The sequence below is a fragment of the Pseudomonas sp. FW305-7 genome (genome assembly GCF_058786735.1).
Map to the genome: position 1 here is coordinate 159530 of NZ_JBYSZA010000005.1, position 12613 is coordinate 172142.

The 12613-nt window shown below is 59.6% G+C and carries 13 protein-coding genes; 4 read left to right on the forward strand and 9 right to left on the reverse strand.

Annotated elements, in window-relative coordinates; all coding sequences use genetic code 11:
* Nucleotides 1-6 precede the first annotated feature (6 nt).
* Entirely contained in the window at nucleotides 7-1965 is a 1959-nt protein-coding gene (locus AC3WMT_RS09250; RefSeq protein WP_103303696.1) for a hypothetical protein, read from the forward strand.
* Between the two features lie 62 nt (nucleotides 1966-2027).
* Here the strand turns inward: AC3WMT_RS09250 and AC3WMT_RS09255 are convergent, their stop codons facing one another.
* The 5 genes from AC3WMT_RS09255 to AC3WMT_RS09275 all read right to left on the reverse strand — a co-directional run bounded on the left by AC3WMT_RS09255 (nucleotide 2028) and on the right by AC3WMT_RS09275 (nucleotide 4708).
* Nucleotides 2028-2606: a hypothetical protein gene (locus tag AC3WMT_RS09255; protein WP_103303697.1), complete on the reverse strand. Its 579-nt coding sequence runs from the start codon at nucleotides 2604-2606 to the stop codon at nucleotides 2028-2030.
* 77 nt (nucleotides 2607-2683) lie between these two features.
* Entirely contained in the window at nucleotides 2684-2914 is a 231-nt protein-coding gene (locus AC3WMT_RS09260) for a hypothetical protein (protein WP_103303698.1), read from the reverse strand.
* Between the two features lie 114 nt (nucleotides 2915-3028).
* Nucleotides 3029-3619, reverse strand: a complete 591-nt coding sequence (locus tag AC3WMT_RS09265) for an LON peptidase substrate-binding domain-containing protein (protein ID WP_103303699.1) — start codon at nucleotides 3617-3619, stop codon at nucleotides 3029-3031.
* Between the two features lie 10 nt (nucleotides 3620-3629).
* Nucleotides 3630-4346 (reverse strand): LrgB family protein, encoded by a 717-nt coding sequence (locus AC3WMT_RS09270; protein WP_103303700.1) that lies wholly within the window; start codon nucleotides 4344-4346, stop codon nucleotides 3630-3632.
* Nucleotides 4346-4708 carry a CidA/LrgA family protein gene (locus tag AC3WMT_RS09275; protein ID WP_103303701.1) on the reverse strand — a complete coding sequence of 121 codons (363 nt, stop codon included), beginning with the start codon at nucleotides 4706-4708 and terminating at the stop codon, nucleotides 4346-4348. Before AC3WMT_RS09275 ends, AC3WMT_RS09270 begins: the two co-directional genes overlap by 1 nt.
* A gap of 180 nt (nucleotides 4709-4888) precedes the next feature.
* Between AC3WMT_RS09275 and AC3WMT_RS09280 the strand changes: the two genes are divergently transcribed.
* The 3 genes from AC3WMT_RS09280 to AC3WMT_RS09290 all read left to right on the forward strand — a co-directional run bounded on the left by AC3WMT_RS09280 (nucleotide 4889) and on the right by AC3WMT_RS09290 (nucleotide 7851).
* A complete protein-coding gene (locus AC3WMT_RS09280) occupies nucleotides 4889-5344 on the forward strand; it encodes a MaoC family dehydratase (RefSeq protein ID WP_034153755.1) in 456 nt (151 codons plus the stop codon).
* A gap of 110 nt (nucleotides 5345-5454) precedes the next feature.
* Complete coding sequence (locus AC3WMT_RS09285) at nucleotides 5455-7182, forward strand: C13 family peptidase (protein WP_103303702.1); 1728 nt, start codon at nucleotides 5455-5457, stop codon at nucleotides 7180-7182.
* Between the two features lie 27 nt (nucleotides 7183-7209).
* Nucleotides 7210-7851 (forward strand): oxidoreductase, encoded by a 642-nt coding sequence (locus AC3WMT_RS09290; RefSeq protein WP_103303703.1) that lies wholly within the window; start codon nucleotides 7210-7212, stop codon nucleotides 7849-7851.
* A 135-nt stretch (nucleotides 7852-7986) separates the two neighbouring features.
* Here the strand turns inward: AC3WMT_RS09290 and AC3WMT_RS09295 are convergent, their stop codons facing one another.
* The 4 genes from AC3WMT_RS09295 to AC3WMT_RS09310 all read right to left on the reverse strand — a co-directional run bounded on the left by AC3WMT_RS09295 (nucleotide 7987) and on the right by AC3WMT_RS09310 (nucleotide 12443).
* Entirely contained in the window at nucleotides 7987-8271 is a 285-nt protein-coding gene (locus AC3WMT_RS09295; protein ID WP_103303704.1) for a YceK/YidQ family lipoprotein, read from the reverse strand.
* Nucleotides 8264-8911 (reverse strand): flavin prenyltransferase UbiX, encoded by a 648-nt coding sequence (ubiX, locus tag AC3WMT_RS09300; protein WP_003228582.1) that lies wholly within the window; start codon nucleotides 8909-8911, stop codon nucleotides 8264-8266. Before ubiX ends, AC3WMT_RS09295 begins: the two co-directional genes overlap by 8 nt.
* A complete protein-coding gene (gene mpl, locus AC3WMT_RS09305; RefSeq protein WP_103303705.1) occupies nucleotides 8908-10257 on the reverse strand; it encodes a UDP-N-acetylmuramate:L-alanyl-gamma-D-glutamyl-meso-diaminopimelate ligase in 1350 nt (449 codons plus the stop codon). Before mpl ends, ubiX begins: the two co-directional genes overlap by 4 nt.
* A 266-nt stretch (nucleotides 10258-10523) precedes the next feature.
* Nucleotides 10524-12443, reverse strand: a complete 1920-nt coding sequence (locus tag AC3WMT_RS09310; RefSeq protein ID WP_103303706.1) for a sigma-54-dependent Fis family transcriptional regulator — start codon at nucleotides 12441-12443, stop codon at nucleotides 10524-10526.
* Nucleotides 12444-12613: the final 170 nt, after the last annotated feature.

Consider the following 12613-nt stretch of genomic DNA (forward strand, 5'->3'; position numbering starts at 1 on the left):
ACCTTAATGCGCAACAAACCCAAAGCCCCTCGATTAACGCCTGAGGCCGATACAGCCACGCTTTCGACATCCCGCCCCGTCACACCTGACAAGGGGCTGGAACACCTGGATTTCAATCTGCCCGGTCGCAAAAGACCCGGGGGGGCAAACCCGCTCTCATCAGAGGGCGCAGTGGAAGGTTCATCAGGAAGGACAGTGCACCCCGAGCCTGCCGTGACGGTATCGGTCACGCCGCTATCGGACACTGCCCCGGCGGCGCATACGGCGCCGGTTTCGCCACTGCAACCCTACGTACAAAAGCCCGGACGCGAGCTATCCGCGCCAGATGCAGCCGGACTGAGATCCTACAAAGGCCGGCAATTCGCCGAGGTGGCTGGGGATCATGCAGAAAGCGGCACTCAGACAGTAATGGTGATGTTCGATGAAGTTATGAAAGCCTGGCGGGCAAAGCTGCCGTCCGAACGCAATCCCTCCGGGCCACCGCTTTATCGAATCGCCAACGGCAACACCTGGAGCCTGAAAAAACCGGTTGAGTATTACGATCACCTCGACTACTCCATCCATCATTTACCCGACAGCCAAGGCTACTACGGCGTTTCCAGGCGGGACTTTTTCAATGCCAATCGATGGTTACCCACTGACCTTTGGGCTTTCAGGGATTCTCGCAATGGCAATTGGGTCAAGGTCGTGCGGGTCACCGCGCTGGGAGATTCATCTGCCACACCGCTTGCACACTGGACCGATGGCGAAATCTGGAGTGCGTACCGCCTGCACGGTGCCGAAGCTCAAGTCTTTCGCACCGAAGCACAATCCCTTGGCAGGGCACCTGACTGGGCCCGCCGTTTCGACGAACCGGATGTCTCCCGGTATTTGACCGACTCGTTGAAATGGCTGCATCCGCACAAGTCCCTGAGCGAACGCTCGGACCTCCTGCGCAGCTACAACTTGACGGCGGCCCAGCAAACTCGTTTGCGGCAGGACCTGAAAAACGGACCGTTCCCCGAATGGGCCGAACAGCACAAGCAATTGACCCAGAGCAATGACGAGCAGCGGTTCAAGCACATTGCCGAGGAACTGGATCCGTATTGCCTGCGATTAAGAAATGAAGGCGAAAACTTCAGCGACTCATTACCCGACGTTGATAAACGCTATGACCGTCAGTTTCTGGAGAGCTATCTGCAGCAAGCAGGTTACAAGCGCAATGTGCATGACTCGCTGTATCGAACTGATATCCCGGGGATGTTTCGCGCTGATCTGCGCACACCTTTTGAACTGGCCAGGGACAAACGCCTGGTAAAGTTGCGGGGCAATCCCTCCGACACCACAACCAAACGGGCTTTAAGCGCGACATTTGGTCTGGCCAATGCCTTGTCCTACATGAGTTTTGATTACTACTCCAACCCTCGGCATTACAACAGCCAGGCCAATCGCTACCCAGGGCACTTCAGTGACAGTGATTCGTCGACCGGAAATCGACACAGCACGGACGGGGAATCGGATACATCGTTTGAAATGGACGACTCGCGCGACTATCCACTGCTAAGGCGCAACCAAAAACTTGGGTTTCTTTATGTCATCGACACCCGCGGCGTCGAAGTCGTACCCCGGGTGGAAAACATTTATCTGAACAACATGGACTTTGACGGCGATACGCTCGAAGGCCGGATATCAATGCCTACGCGGGGTATCAGCGCCGAGCGGATCTGGCTGGTGCACTCGGACCTGAAGCGAGCTGCCCGGGTGGAAGATATCTTTCGACAAGCGGGCGACGACGCCGAGGAAATCGAGAGCGCAACGTGGGCAGGCGTCGATGCCGACTCCGTAGAACGCGTTGGCCACACTCCTTACGATGCATTGATCAATCAAGTAGCCGACTCTGGCGGGGAAATACTGGATTTGCCGAAAGGTAACGGTACATTTGCCAATGACATTGTTTGGTCCGTTCCCGAACATCACAGAACCTGATTCACAAATAAGTTGAACATGTGAAATACGCCATTCATTGCACAAATGAATGGCGTATACCCTCAAGCATCGAGAGGCAGCTTATCAATAAGCTTGAACACAAAAACTACCGGTTTATTGTTATAGGCGATATGCCCGGTCACATTGGGATCTACACTCTTGAAAATATTCATTCGATTAACTGTGTCACGATACAACGGCTTTTTATTCGACTCGCTCGCCAGTTCAATATAAGTCGGGCCGACTTCAAGTTCACCCAGCGTGGCGCGCATCACTCCGGTTTTACTGATTGAAAAGAACTCACTCTGTTCGTGCCGACTGACCAGCAGATTGTGCGTACGACTCTCTATAACCAAACGTGCGCCATCATTCACACCGCGCAGCACAATGTTAATCGCATAGCTGTCACCCTGTGGCGTGAATTTAAGCAGCAGCGGTTTATCATCCTCATGGTCGGCGAGCGTAATAAAGCTCGATTCGCGCGCGTCCGCCAGTGCAACTTCAGTATCGAGTTTTTCACGCTGGGTTATCCGCGAGTCGCGCAAGCGCTGCTTCAAGCGTTGTTGATTAAGCACCACCGGCAGCCCGTTGACATAGAGATTTGCAGTGAATGCAACGTTGTCGCTTTTATTTGTAGACATAAAACCACCTCCTAGCAGAAGTCTTGCCGCTTATCCATTCGCAGCACCTGATCATTCTGCATGACAAGAAAATTGATTCAGGCCGCAACCATCGGAGCGACAGACTCTGCCGTGGCGGAAACACGAGCAATTTCGTTGACAGGAATTTTGGCGGCCTTGCGTTTACGACGCTCAATGACCATCAAATCGGCGTAGACCGCCGCCGCTTCAATAACGTGATTGACGTTATGATCGCTACCGGCATGCTTGAAAATATACTTACCGGCAATATCGTCCCAGAACCCCCACTCATCTTCATAAACAGTCATGATTATTCCTTGCTCTTAATAAAAGTCACCCGCATCCTGCGGGCAACTTGAAATTAAGTTAAAGGAATAGCCAACACAATGCTGGCAAGTACCGCGAGTTGATTCAAAGTAAAACTAGGCGAACAGCTCACCTTGTAATTCATCGAGCAATGCTTGTATTGCATCCAGGCGTTGCTGAGGGTCGTCGAGTTGCAGCAGGTCGATCTTGTCTTCTTCCGCAAAGGGCAACAGATACGCCAACTGATTGGCCAGCGATTGCTGGCCGACCGCCTCGGTGCCCATGTTCAACGCTTCGACCATCGGGTGTTCCGCCAGCGCCTTGAGCAACGCCACCAAATCGGAGTCTTCATCCTGCAACGGTTGCTCGGGTTCGTCGTCCAGCCACTCGACGTCGGCGATGATCAGTTGATCGCGCTGCACTTCAGTGCGCAGCACGTGGAAGCGTCGCCCGCCCTGCACGCGAATCCCCAGCAGGCCATTGTCCTGCTGTTGGAAATCGGTAATGCGCGCCTCGCAACCGACCAGAGCAAAGCCTTGCGGCGCGACGCCGACTTCATGGCCATCGAGGATGCACACCACGCCAAAGCCGCCGCCTTGCTTCATGCAGCGGCCGATCATATCCAGATAGCGCGCTTCGAAGATCTGCAAGTCGAGGTTGCAGCCGGGAAACAGCACTGTGTTCAGCGGAAAAAGCGGCAGACTCATAGACATTTCCTTACACCACCATCGACACCGCCAACGGCAGGAACACCGCCGTGGCCACGCCCATCAGACTCATCGCCAGCGCCGCGAAGGCGCCGCACTCCTCACTTTCCTGCATCGCCACCGCCGTGCCGACCGCATGCGCGGTCATGCCCAGCGCCATGCCGCGTGCCTCGGGGCTGTGCACGCCGAGACGGTTCAACAACGCCGGGCCGAAGATCGCGCCGATCACCCCGGTGATCAGCACGAACACCGCTGCCAGCGCCGCGACGCCACCGATCTGCTCGGCCACCAGCATCGCAATCGGTGAGGTCACCGACTTCGGCGCCATGGTCATCAGGATCATGTGCTCGGCGCCGAACCACCAGCCCAGCGCCACACCCATGCCCGTGGCGACCACCCCGCCTATCACCAGCGTAGTAAAAATCGGCCAGAACAATTGGCGGATGCGCCGCAGGTTGAGATACAGCGGCACGGCCAGCGCCACTGTCGCCGGCCCGAGCAGAATGCTGAGAATCTCGGTGCTCTTGCGGTACTCGGCATAGGTCAGGCCGCAGCCCACCAGCACGCCGATCACCAACAGCATGGAGACCAGCACCGGTTGCAGAAAGATCCAGCGGGTTTTCTCGAACGCCGCCAGCACCAGTTGATAGGCACCGAGGGTGATGCCGATGCCGAACAGTGGATGGTGAATCACCGACGCCCAGGCGCCATGCCAGTCGAAGAGCATCAGGACTCCTCCGAATGCCGCGCGTGGCGCTTCACCAGACGCTGCATCAGCACACCGGCGAACGCCATCGACAGGATCAGCGACACCACCAGCGCACCGACTATCGCCCAGAAATCGGCGGCAATCGCCGTGGCATAGACCATCACGCCCACCGCGGGTGGCACCAGCAGCAACGGCAGATAACGCAGCAAACTGCCGGCGGCGAGGTTCAGCGGCTCGCCGACTTCACCGCGAATGATCAGGAATATCAACAGCAACAGCAGGCCGATGATCGGCCCCGGCAATACCGGCAACAGCAAATGATTGAGTGCCGTGCCGAGCAATTGGAACAGCACCAGCAGGGTCAGGCCACGTAACAACATCTGACATCTCCGACAGAAAGCGCCCGGCATTATAAGCACGCCTGCGCTATGGATCGGCATTCGCCAAAAGCATGGTCAGTTGACCGGAGCAAATTGCCATGATGATCTACAGTGGTTCGCAGGGCGGTCAAATCCCCCACCTGAAAAACTATAAAACCGATGAACCCAAGGAGAGTCTCAATGCCCTATGTTCCCGTTGCAGAGCTCAAAGATTATGTCGGCAAGGAACTCGGACGTTCCGAATGGCTCACCATCGATCAGGAACGCATCAACCTGTTCGCCGAAGCCACCGGTGATTATCAGTTCATTCACGTCGACCCGGTCAAAGCCGCGCAAACGCCATTTGGCAGCACCATTGCCCACGGTTTCCTGTCGTTGTCGCTGATCCCGAAATTGATGGAAGACATCCTCGTGCTGCCGCAGGGCGTGAAGATGGTGGTCAACTACGGCCTCGACAGCGTGCGTTTCATCCAGCCGGTCAAGGTCAATTCCAAAGTTCGCCTGAAGGTCGATCTGGGCGAAGTGACCGAGAAAAAACCGGGCCAGTGGTTGCTCAAAGCCACCGCAACACTGGAGATAGAAGGTTCGGACAAACCGGCCTACATCGCCGAGCCGCTGTCGCTCTGCTTCGTTTAAGCGCCGGGATGCGAAGCAGCGCACGCTGTTTCGCATCCGCTCACTTCCGGCGGCTGTATAAGGTCACATAGCTGCGGCATACTCGGTCGCCTAATTGCCCGGATCCCGCTATGCGCCCACTCGCTTCTCTTGCCCCTATTGCCTTGACCCTGATGCTTGCCGCTTGCGGCGACGGCGAATCGCTGTTGCCGCCGGATGCGCGCCTGCCGGACGGCGGACGCTATCGTGGCGAGTTGGTCGATGGCTTGCTGCAGGGCCAAGGACGCGTCGACTACCCTAACGGCAGTTGGTACGCCGGGCAGTTCGACAAGGGCCAGTGGCATGGCCAGGGCGAATGGCACGGCAGCAACGGCGAGGTCTATCGCGGTCAGTTCCAGCAAGGGCTGTTCGACGGTCAAGGCAGCCTGACCACCAACGCCAGCAGTTACACCGGCGGGTTCAAGCTCGGTCGACGTGATGGCGAAGGCACTCTCAAAGAAAACGCCATGACCTACCGCGGCGAGTTCAAGGCCGATCAATATTCCGGGCTCGGCCGTCTGGAAATGGATGACGGCAGCTCCTATCAAGGCCAGTTCGCCCACGGTAAACCGAATGGCGAAGGCCAGCGCGGCGACGCCAGCGGCAACTCGTTCACCGGCCATTTCGTCAACGGCCAACTGGAAGGCAACGGCACGTTCAACAGCGCCGACGGCGACATCTATGTCGGCGGCTTCAAGAACAATCAATTGCACGGCAAGGGCCGTTACGAAAACGCCGACGGTGATGTCTGGCTCGGCCAGTTCAAGGAAGGCGCGCTGACCGGCAAGGGCGAACTGATCGGCGCCGACGGCAGCCATTACATCGGCTCGTTCAGCGACTGGCGCTTCAGTGGCCAGGGTCGTTTGAACCTGCCCGACGGCAGCTTCTACATCGGCGGCTTCGACAGCGACAGTTACGCCGGACGTGGCACCTTGGTGCTGACCGATGGCAGCGTGCTCAGCGGCACCTGGGTCAACGGCCAGCGTGTGCGCGATGCCGACGGCAAGTTGCTACCCGACACCCTTGAACTCGGCTTGCTCGCCCAGGGCCGCCTGCTCGATGACGCACTGGCCGCCATCCCGGCCTCGACGCCTGCGGTCGAGTTGTACACCCTGACCCTCGGCGGCGACGGCAAGCAGAGCGTGTTCCTGCGCGAGTCCGATTACGTCGCCAACATGCTCAGCACGCGTTTCGGCGCCTATGGCCAGATCCGTCTGGTCAACCACCGCGACCACCTCGGCGACCGGCCGATGGCCACCCGCGAAAACCTGCGCCGCGCCGCGCAAACCCTGGCCGAACGCAGCGGCCCGGAAGATTTGCTGTTCATCTACCTGACCAGCCACGGCACCGCCGAACACGAACTGGTGCTCGACCAGCCGCGCATGGAACTGGCCGACCTGCCCGCCGACGAACTCGCCGCCGTGCTCGCACCACTGAAAAATCGCGACAAGATCATCGTGATTTCCTCATGCTATTCCGGCGGTTTCATCCCGGCCCTCAAAGACGAACGCACGCTGATCATGACCGCCTCGCGTGCCGATCGCGTTTCCTTCGGCTGTTCCGAGGAGGCTAACTTCACCTACTTCGGCGATGCGCTGTTCGCCCAAGCGCTGAACCAGACCGACGATCTCGAACAAGCTTTCAAACTGGCCAAGGCCACCGTCGCCGAGCGTGAACTGGCGGACAATTTCGAAGCCTCGGAGCCGCAAATCTGGGCGCCGAAAACCGTGCTGTCGCACTGGCAGTTGCTGCGCAAACAGCAAGCCAGAAAAGCGTTGCAAAGTGCTGCATTGAACGACGGAGCGACAAACAGCAACTAAGCTGAACAGTATCAAGGGAGAGACACTATGTACTTGACGCCTCAGCACGTATTGCTTGCCGGAGCCACCGGATTGACCGGTGAACATCTACTCGACCGTTTGCTCAACGAGCCAACGATTACCCGCGTGCTCGCCCCTTCCCGCCGGCCACTGGCCGAGCATCCGCATCTGGAAAACCCGGTCGGCGATCCGCAGGCGTTTCTGCCGCAGCTCAGCGGGCGCGTCGACATCGCTTACTGCTGTCTCGGCACCACGATCAAACAGGCCGGTTCGGAAGCTGCGTTCCGTGCGGTGGATCTGGACATGGTGGTGGCGTTCGCCAAGCGTGCGCGGGAGATGGGTGCGCGACATCTGATCGTGATCAGTGCGTTGGGCGCCGATCCGAAGTCGTCGATTTTCTACAACCGGGTCAAGGGTGAGATGGAAGAAGCCTTGCGTGCGCAGGACTGGCCACAACTGACCATTTGCCGGCCATCGCTGTTGCTGGGCGAACGCACTGAGCCCCGTCTGGCCGAGCAGTTGGCCGGGCCGTTGTCGAAGCTGATTCCGGGCAAGTATCGCGGCATCGAAGCGTGCCAACTGGCGCGCGCGATGTGGCGGCTGGCGCTGGAAGAGCAGGATGGCGTGCGGGTGATCGAGTCGGATGATCTGAGGAAGCTCGGCAAATAGTCTTATGGTGTCTGGGCTGGCCTCTTCGCGGGCAAGCCCGCTCCCACAGGGATCTTCAGCGAGTACAGAATTTGTGAGCGCCATCAAAACCTGTGGGAGCGTGGCTTGCCCGCGAATGGAGTGCGCAGCACTCCCCTACAATCCGCCGGTCGCCTGAAAACCTACGCCAAGCACCGTCAGCAAAGACAACGGTAACAGCAGCGTATCGAGCAAAGCACTCGCCGGCAGATCCACACCCGGATAACTCGGCGCCTCAGCGCCAAACCGATCCATCGCGCAACACCCGCCATTCATCGCATACAAATCCAGCCGCGTCCCCGAATACACCACTGGCGCTCCCGGTTTGGCCGCATCGAGCGTCCGCGCGGTGGCACACCCCGTCAGTTGCAGCGCCAGCAAAACCACCAGCAGCTTATTCATCGCTGCTCAGATGATGCTCGCCCCAACGCGGCAGCATGTCCTGAGGAATACCCAGCAGATTGAGAATCCGCGCCACGACGAAATCGATCAGGTCATCGATGGTCTGCGGCTGGTGATAGAAGCCTGGCGAGGCCGGCAGAATGGTCACGCCCATGTTCGACAGCTTGAGCATGTGCTCCAGATGAATGCTCGAATACGGTGCTTCGCGTGGTACCAGAATCAACTGGCGACGCTCCTTCAATGTCACGTCTGCGGCCCGTTCGATCAGGTTGTTGCAGGCACCGGTGGCAATCGCCGACAGCGTGCCGGTCGAGCACGGCACCACTACCATCGCTGCGGGTGCACCGGAGCCCGAGGCCACCGGCGACATCCAGTCTTCCTTGCCGTACACGCGGATCTGACCGGCGGCTGCGCCGGTGTATTCGGTGAGGAACGCCTGCATCATCTGCGGCTTGGGCGGCAGTGTGACGTCGGTCTCGGTGGCCATCACCAGTTGCGCTGCCTTGGAGATCAGGAAGTGCACCTCGCGATCTTCACGCACCAGACAATCGAGCAGGCGCAAACCGTACTGCGCGCCTGAGGCGCCGGTCATCGCCAGCGTGATGCGTTCCGGGCCGCCGTTCTGCGAAAAAGTGTTCATTGCAGCGCCTCGGCGAGTTTGCCGTGCAGGCCGCCGAAGCCGCCGTTGCTCATGATCACCACGTGGGTGCCGGGCTGAGCCTGGCTCTTCACGCGATCGATGATGCCTTCCAGCGAATCGCTGACAATCGACGGCACGCTACACAACGCAGCAGTCGCGCCCAGATCCCAGCCAAGATTGGCCGGCGCGTACCAGATCACCTGGTCGGCGTCGTTCACACTCTCTGGCAAACCGTCACGGTGCGCGCCGAGTTTCATCGAGTTGGAGCGCGGCTCGATGATCGCGATCAGCGGTGCATCGCCGATGCGCTTGCGCAGGCCGTCGAGGGTGGTGGCAATGGCGGTCGGATGATGGGCGAAGTCGTCGTAAATGGTGATGCCGCGCACTTCAGCGACTTTCTCCATGCGCCGTTTGACGTTTTTGAACGCACTCAACCCGGCAATGCCCATCGACGGCACGACACCAACGTGACGCGCCGCCGCCAGCGCGGCCAAGGCATTGGCGACGTTGTGCTGACCGGTCAGCTCCCACTCGACCGTGCCCTGGGACACGCCTTCGAACATCACCTCGAACGCCGAGCCATCGTCTTTCAGCAACTTGACTTGCCACTGACCGCCGACGCCGGTGGTCTGCACCGGGGTCCAGCAGCCCATCTCGATCACACGCTGCAAGGCCGGCTCGGTGGTCGGGTGAATCACCAGGCCTTCGCTCGGGATCGTACGCACCAGATGATGGAATTGCCGCTCGATCGCTGGCAGATCAGGGAAGATGTCCGCGTGATCGAACTCAAGGTTGTTGAGGATCGCGGTGCGTGGGCGGTAGTGAACGAACTTCGAACGTTTGTCGAAGAACGCGCTGTCGTATTCGTCGGCTTCGATCACGAAGAACGGCGTACCGCCCAGACGTGCAGATACCGAGAAGTTCTGCGGCACGCCGCCGATCAGGAAACCCGGGCTCATGCCGGCGTGCTCCAGCACCCAGGCGAGCATGCTGCTGGTGGTGGTTTTGCCGTGGGTGCCAGCGACAGCCAAGACCCAGCGACCTTGCAGCACATGATCGGCCAGCCACTGCGGGCCGGATACGTACGGCAGGCCTTTGTTCAGCACATATTCCACCGCTGGATTGCCGCGGGACATGGCGTTGCCGATCACCACCAGATCCGGCGCCGGATCGAGCTGGGCCGGGTCGTAGCCCTGAGTCAGCTGAATGCCTTGGGCTTCAAGCTGTGTGCTCATCGGCGGATAGACGTTGGCGTCGGAGCCGGTCACGTGATGGCCCAGCTCTTTGGCCAGTACGGCCATCGAGCCCATGAAAGTCCCGCAGATACCCAGAATATGAATGTGCATAGTCGACCTCGTAAAACATGGCCGCAGGTTAGCGTAGGGAGGGGGAAATCGCACTCTTTAGCTGATGGGGCGGGACGGTTGGGCATGGCATTCGGGCTCGGCTGTAGATAGTTGCCCCTCACCCCAGCCCTCTCCCGAGGGAGAGGGAGCCGATCGATGTCGCTTTCAGATCTTGAGTTCGACTCGATAATCCACGTCGGCGTAGCTCGAAATAACAACTCGGTCAGTCCCCTCTCCCTGCGGGAGAGGGTCAGGGTGAGGGGCTTCTAACTGACACACCGCTCAATCCCATGTTTGCGCAGCTTTCTATAAAGGGTGTTACGGCTTACGCCGAGCCGCAACGCGGTTTGGGTCATGTGCCAACGGGTCTGCTCCAAAGCATTGAGCAATGCCGAGCGTTCGGCGTCTTCCAGCGGATGATCGGATTGCATAACCTCCAACTCTACCGCCGGCCGTGCCTGACGAATCATCACCGGCAAATCCTCCAGCCCGATCCGCCCTTCATCACACAACGCCGCCAGCGTACGCAGCACGTTGCGCAACTGCCGCACGTTCCCCGGCCAATTGAACGCCAGCAATGCCTGCCGCGCCGGCTCTTCGATCAGAATCGTTTCGCCGCCCGCCTCCTCGGCCAGCAGGAAATCCAGCAACTGCGATTTATCACTGCGTTCACGCAACGCCGGCAACGCCACTTCCAGGCCATTGAGCCGGTAATACAGATCCTCGCGAAAACTGCCGTCCGCCACCCGCTCCAGCAGATTGCGGTGAGTGGCGCTGATGATCCGCACGTTGACCGCTTCCGGCTCGCCGCCGATCGGCACCACCTGCCGATCCTCCAGCACCCGCAACAAGCGTGTCTGCAAGGCCAACGGCATGTCGCCGATTTCATCGAGGAACAACGTGCCGCCATCGGCCTGCTGCAACTTGCCGCGCATGCCGTCCTTGCGCGCACCGGTGAAGCTGCCGCCGCGATAACCGAACAGCTCGCTCTCGATCAGGCTCTCGGGAATGGCCGCACAGTTGAGGGCGACGAAGGCTTTACTGGCGCGTTGGCTGGCCTGATGGACAGCCTTGGCGAACGCCTCTTTGCCGGAGCCGGTCTCGCCATTGATCAGTAGCGGCACATCGCGCTCGAACACGCGCAGGGCTTTGCGGAAGTCCGCTTGCAAAGCCGTATCGCCGAGGCAAATGCTCGATAGACGCGGCGCCTCCGCCACAACCGGCGACGAAGGAATGATCGGCGTCGACTTGCGCGACTCGCCGCGTAATACGGCAAACAAATGTCGCCCATCGCGGGTGCGCAACGGCCAACTGGCGCTGGCATTGGCACTCGCGCGGCCGAGCAATTCATCCAGCGAACAATCGAAAAACGCCTCCACCGGTTTGCCCAGCAATCCGCCGCGAATATGCCCCAGCAGATTCAGCGCACTCTGGTTGACCGCACTGATCCGCCCTTCCCCGTCGAACGCCAGCAAGCCCTCACTGAACAGCCCGACCGACTCGGCCTGCAAGTGAAAACGCAGCAACCACTGGTTATCGAAGCAACGCAGGAAATAGCAGCTCTCGATCATCTTCGCCGAGAGGTTGACCAGCGCCATGGTGTGAAACTGGCTCTGCCGCGAGACGTCGTGGCGCGCCGAGGACACGTCGAGCACCGCGAGCAGTTCGCCATGCGGATCGAACACCGGACTCGCCGAACAGGTCAGGCCGGTGTGGCGTCCGCGAAAGTGTTCGTCCTGGTGAATGGTCAGCGCCTGACGTTCGACCAGGCAGGTGCCGATGCCATTGGTGCCTTCACAGGCTTCGCTCCAGTCGGCGCCGAGCCAGAGGCCGGCACGTTCGAAGATCTTGCGTTCGGCAGGTGCAGTGACACAGTTGAGGATCACCCCGCGCGCATCGGTCAGCAAAACTGCATGGCCGGCGCCGGAGAGTTGTTGATGCAGGCTGCTCATTTCGTTGCCGGCAATCTGCAACACCTGTTGCAGGCGCTCGCGGCTTTCAAGCACGCGCCCGTGCTCAAGCACGGTGGGCGCCATGCTCAGGGCCGGATCGAGGTGATAGTCCTCGAGACAGCGCAGCCACGAGCGGGCAATCGATGGATCGGCTCCCGGCCCGTGCAGGTGCGGTTTGCCCTGGGTGGCGGTAAGAACCTGTTGGGCATGGCGACTCAAATGGTTGTCGTGCATTTCTTATTGTTCTCCCCGAGGCGCGGCGGCCTAATGCTTGAGGTGACGCCCAGCATCCTCCAGCCGCTCCGGCAATGCAATGCTGGCAAGACTGCCCGGTCACCGGCTGTACCGAAAACGGTACAAAGTGTCACGCCACCTGTACCGAAACCGTCACAGATGCGATCCGC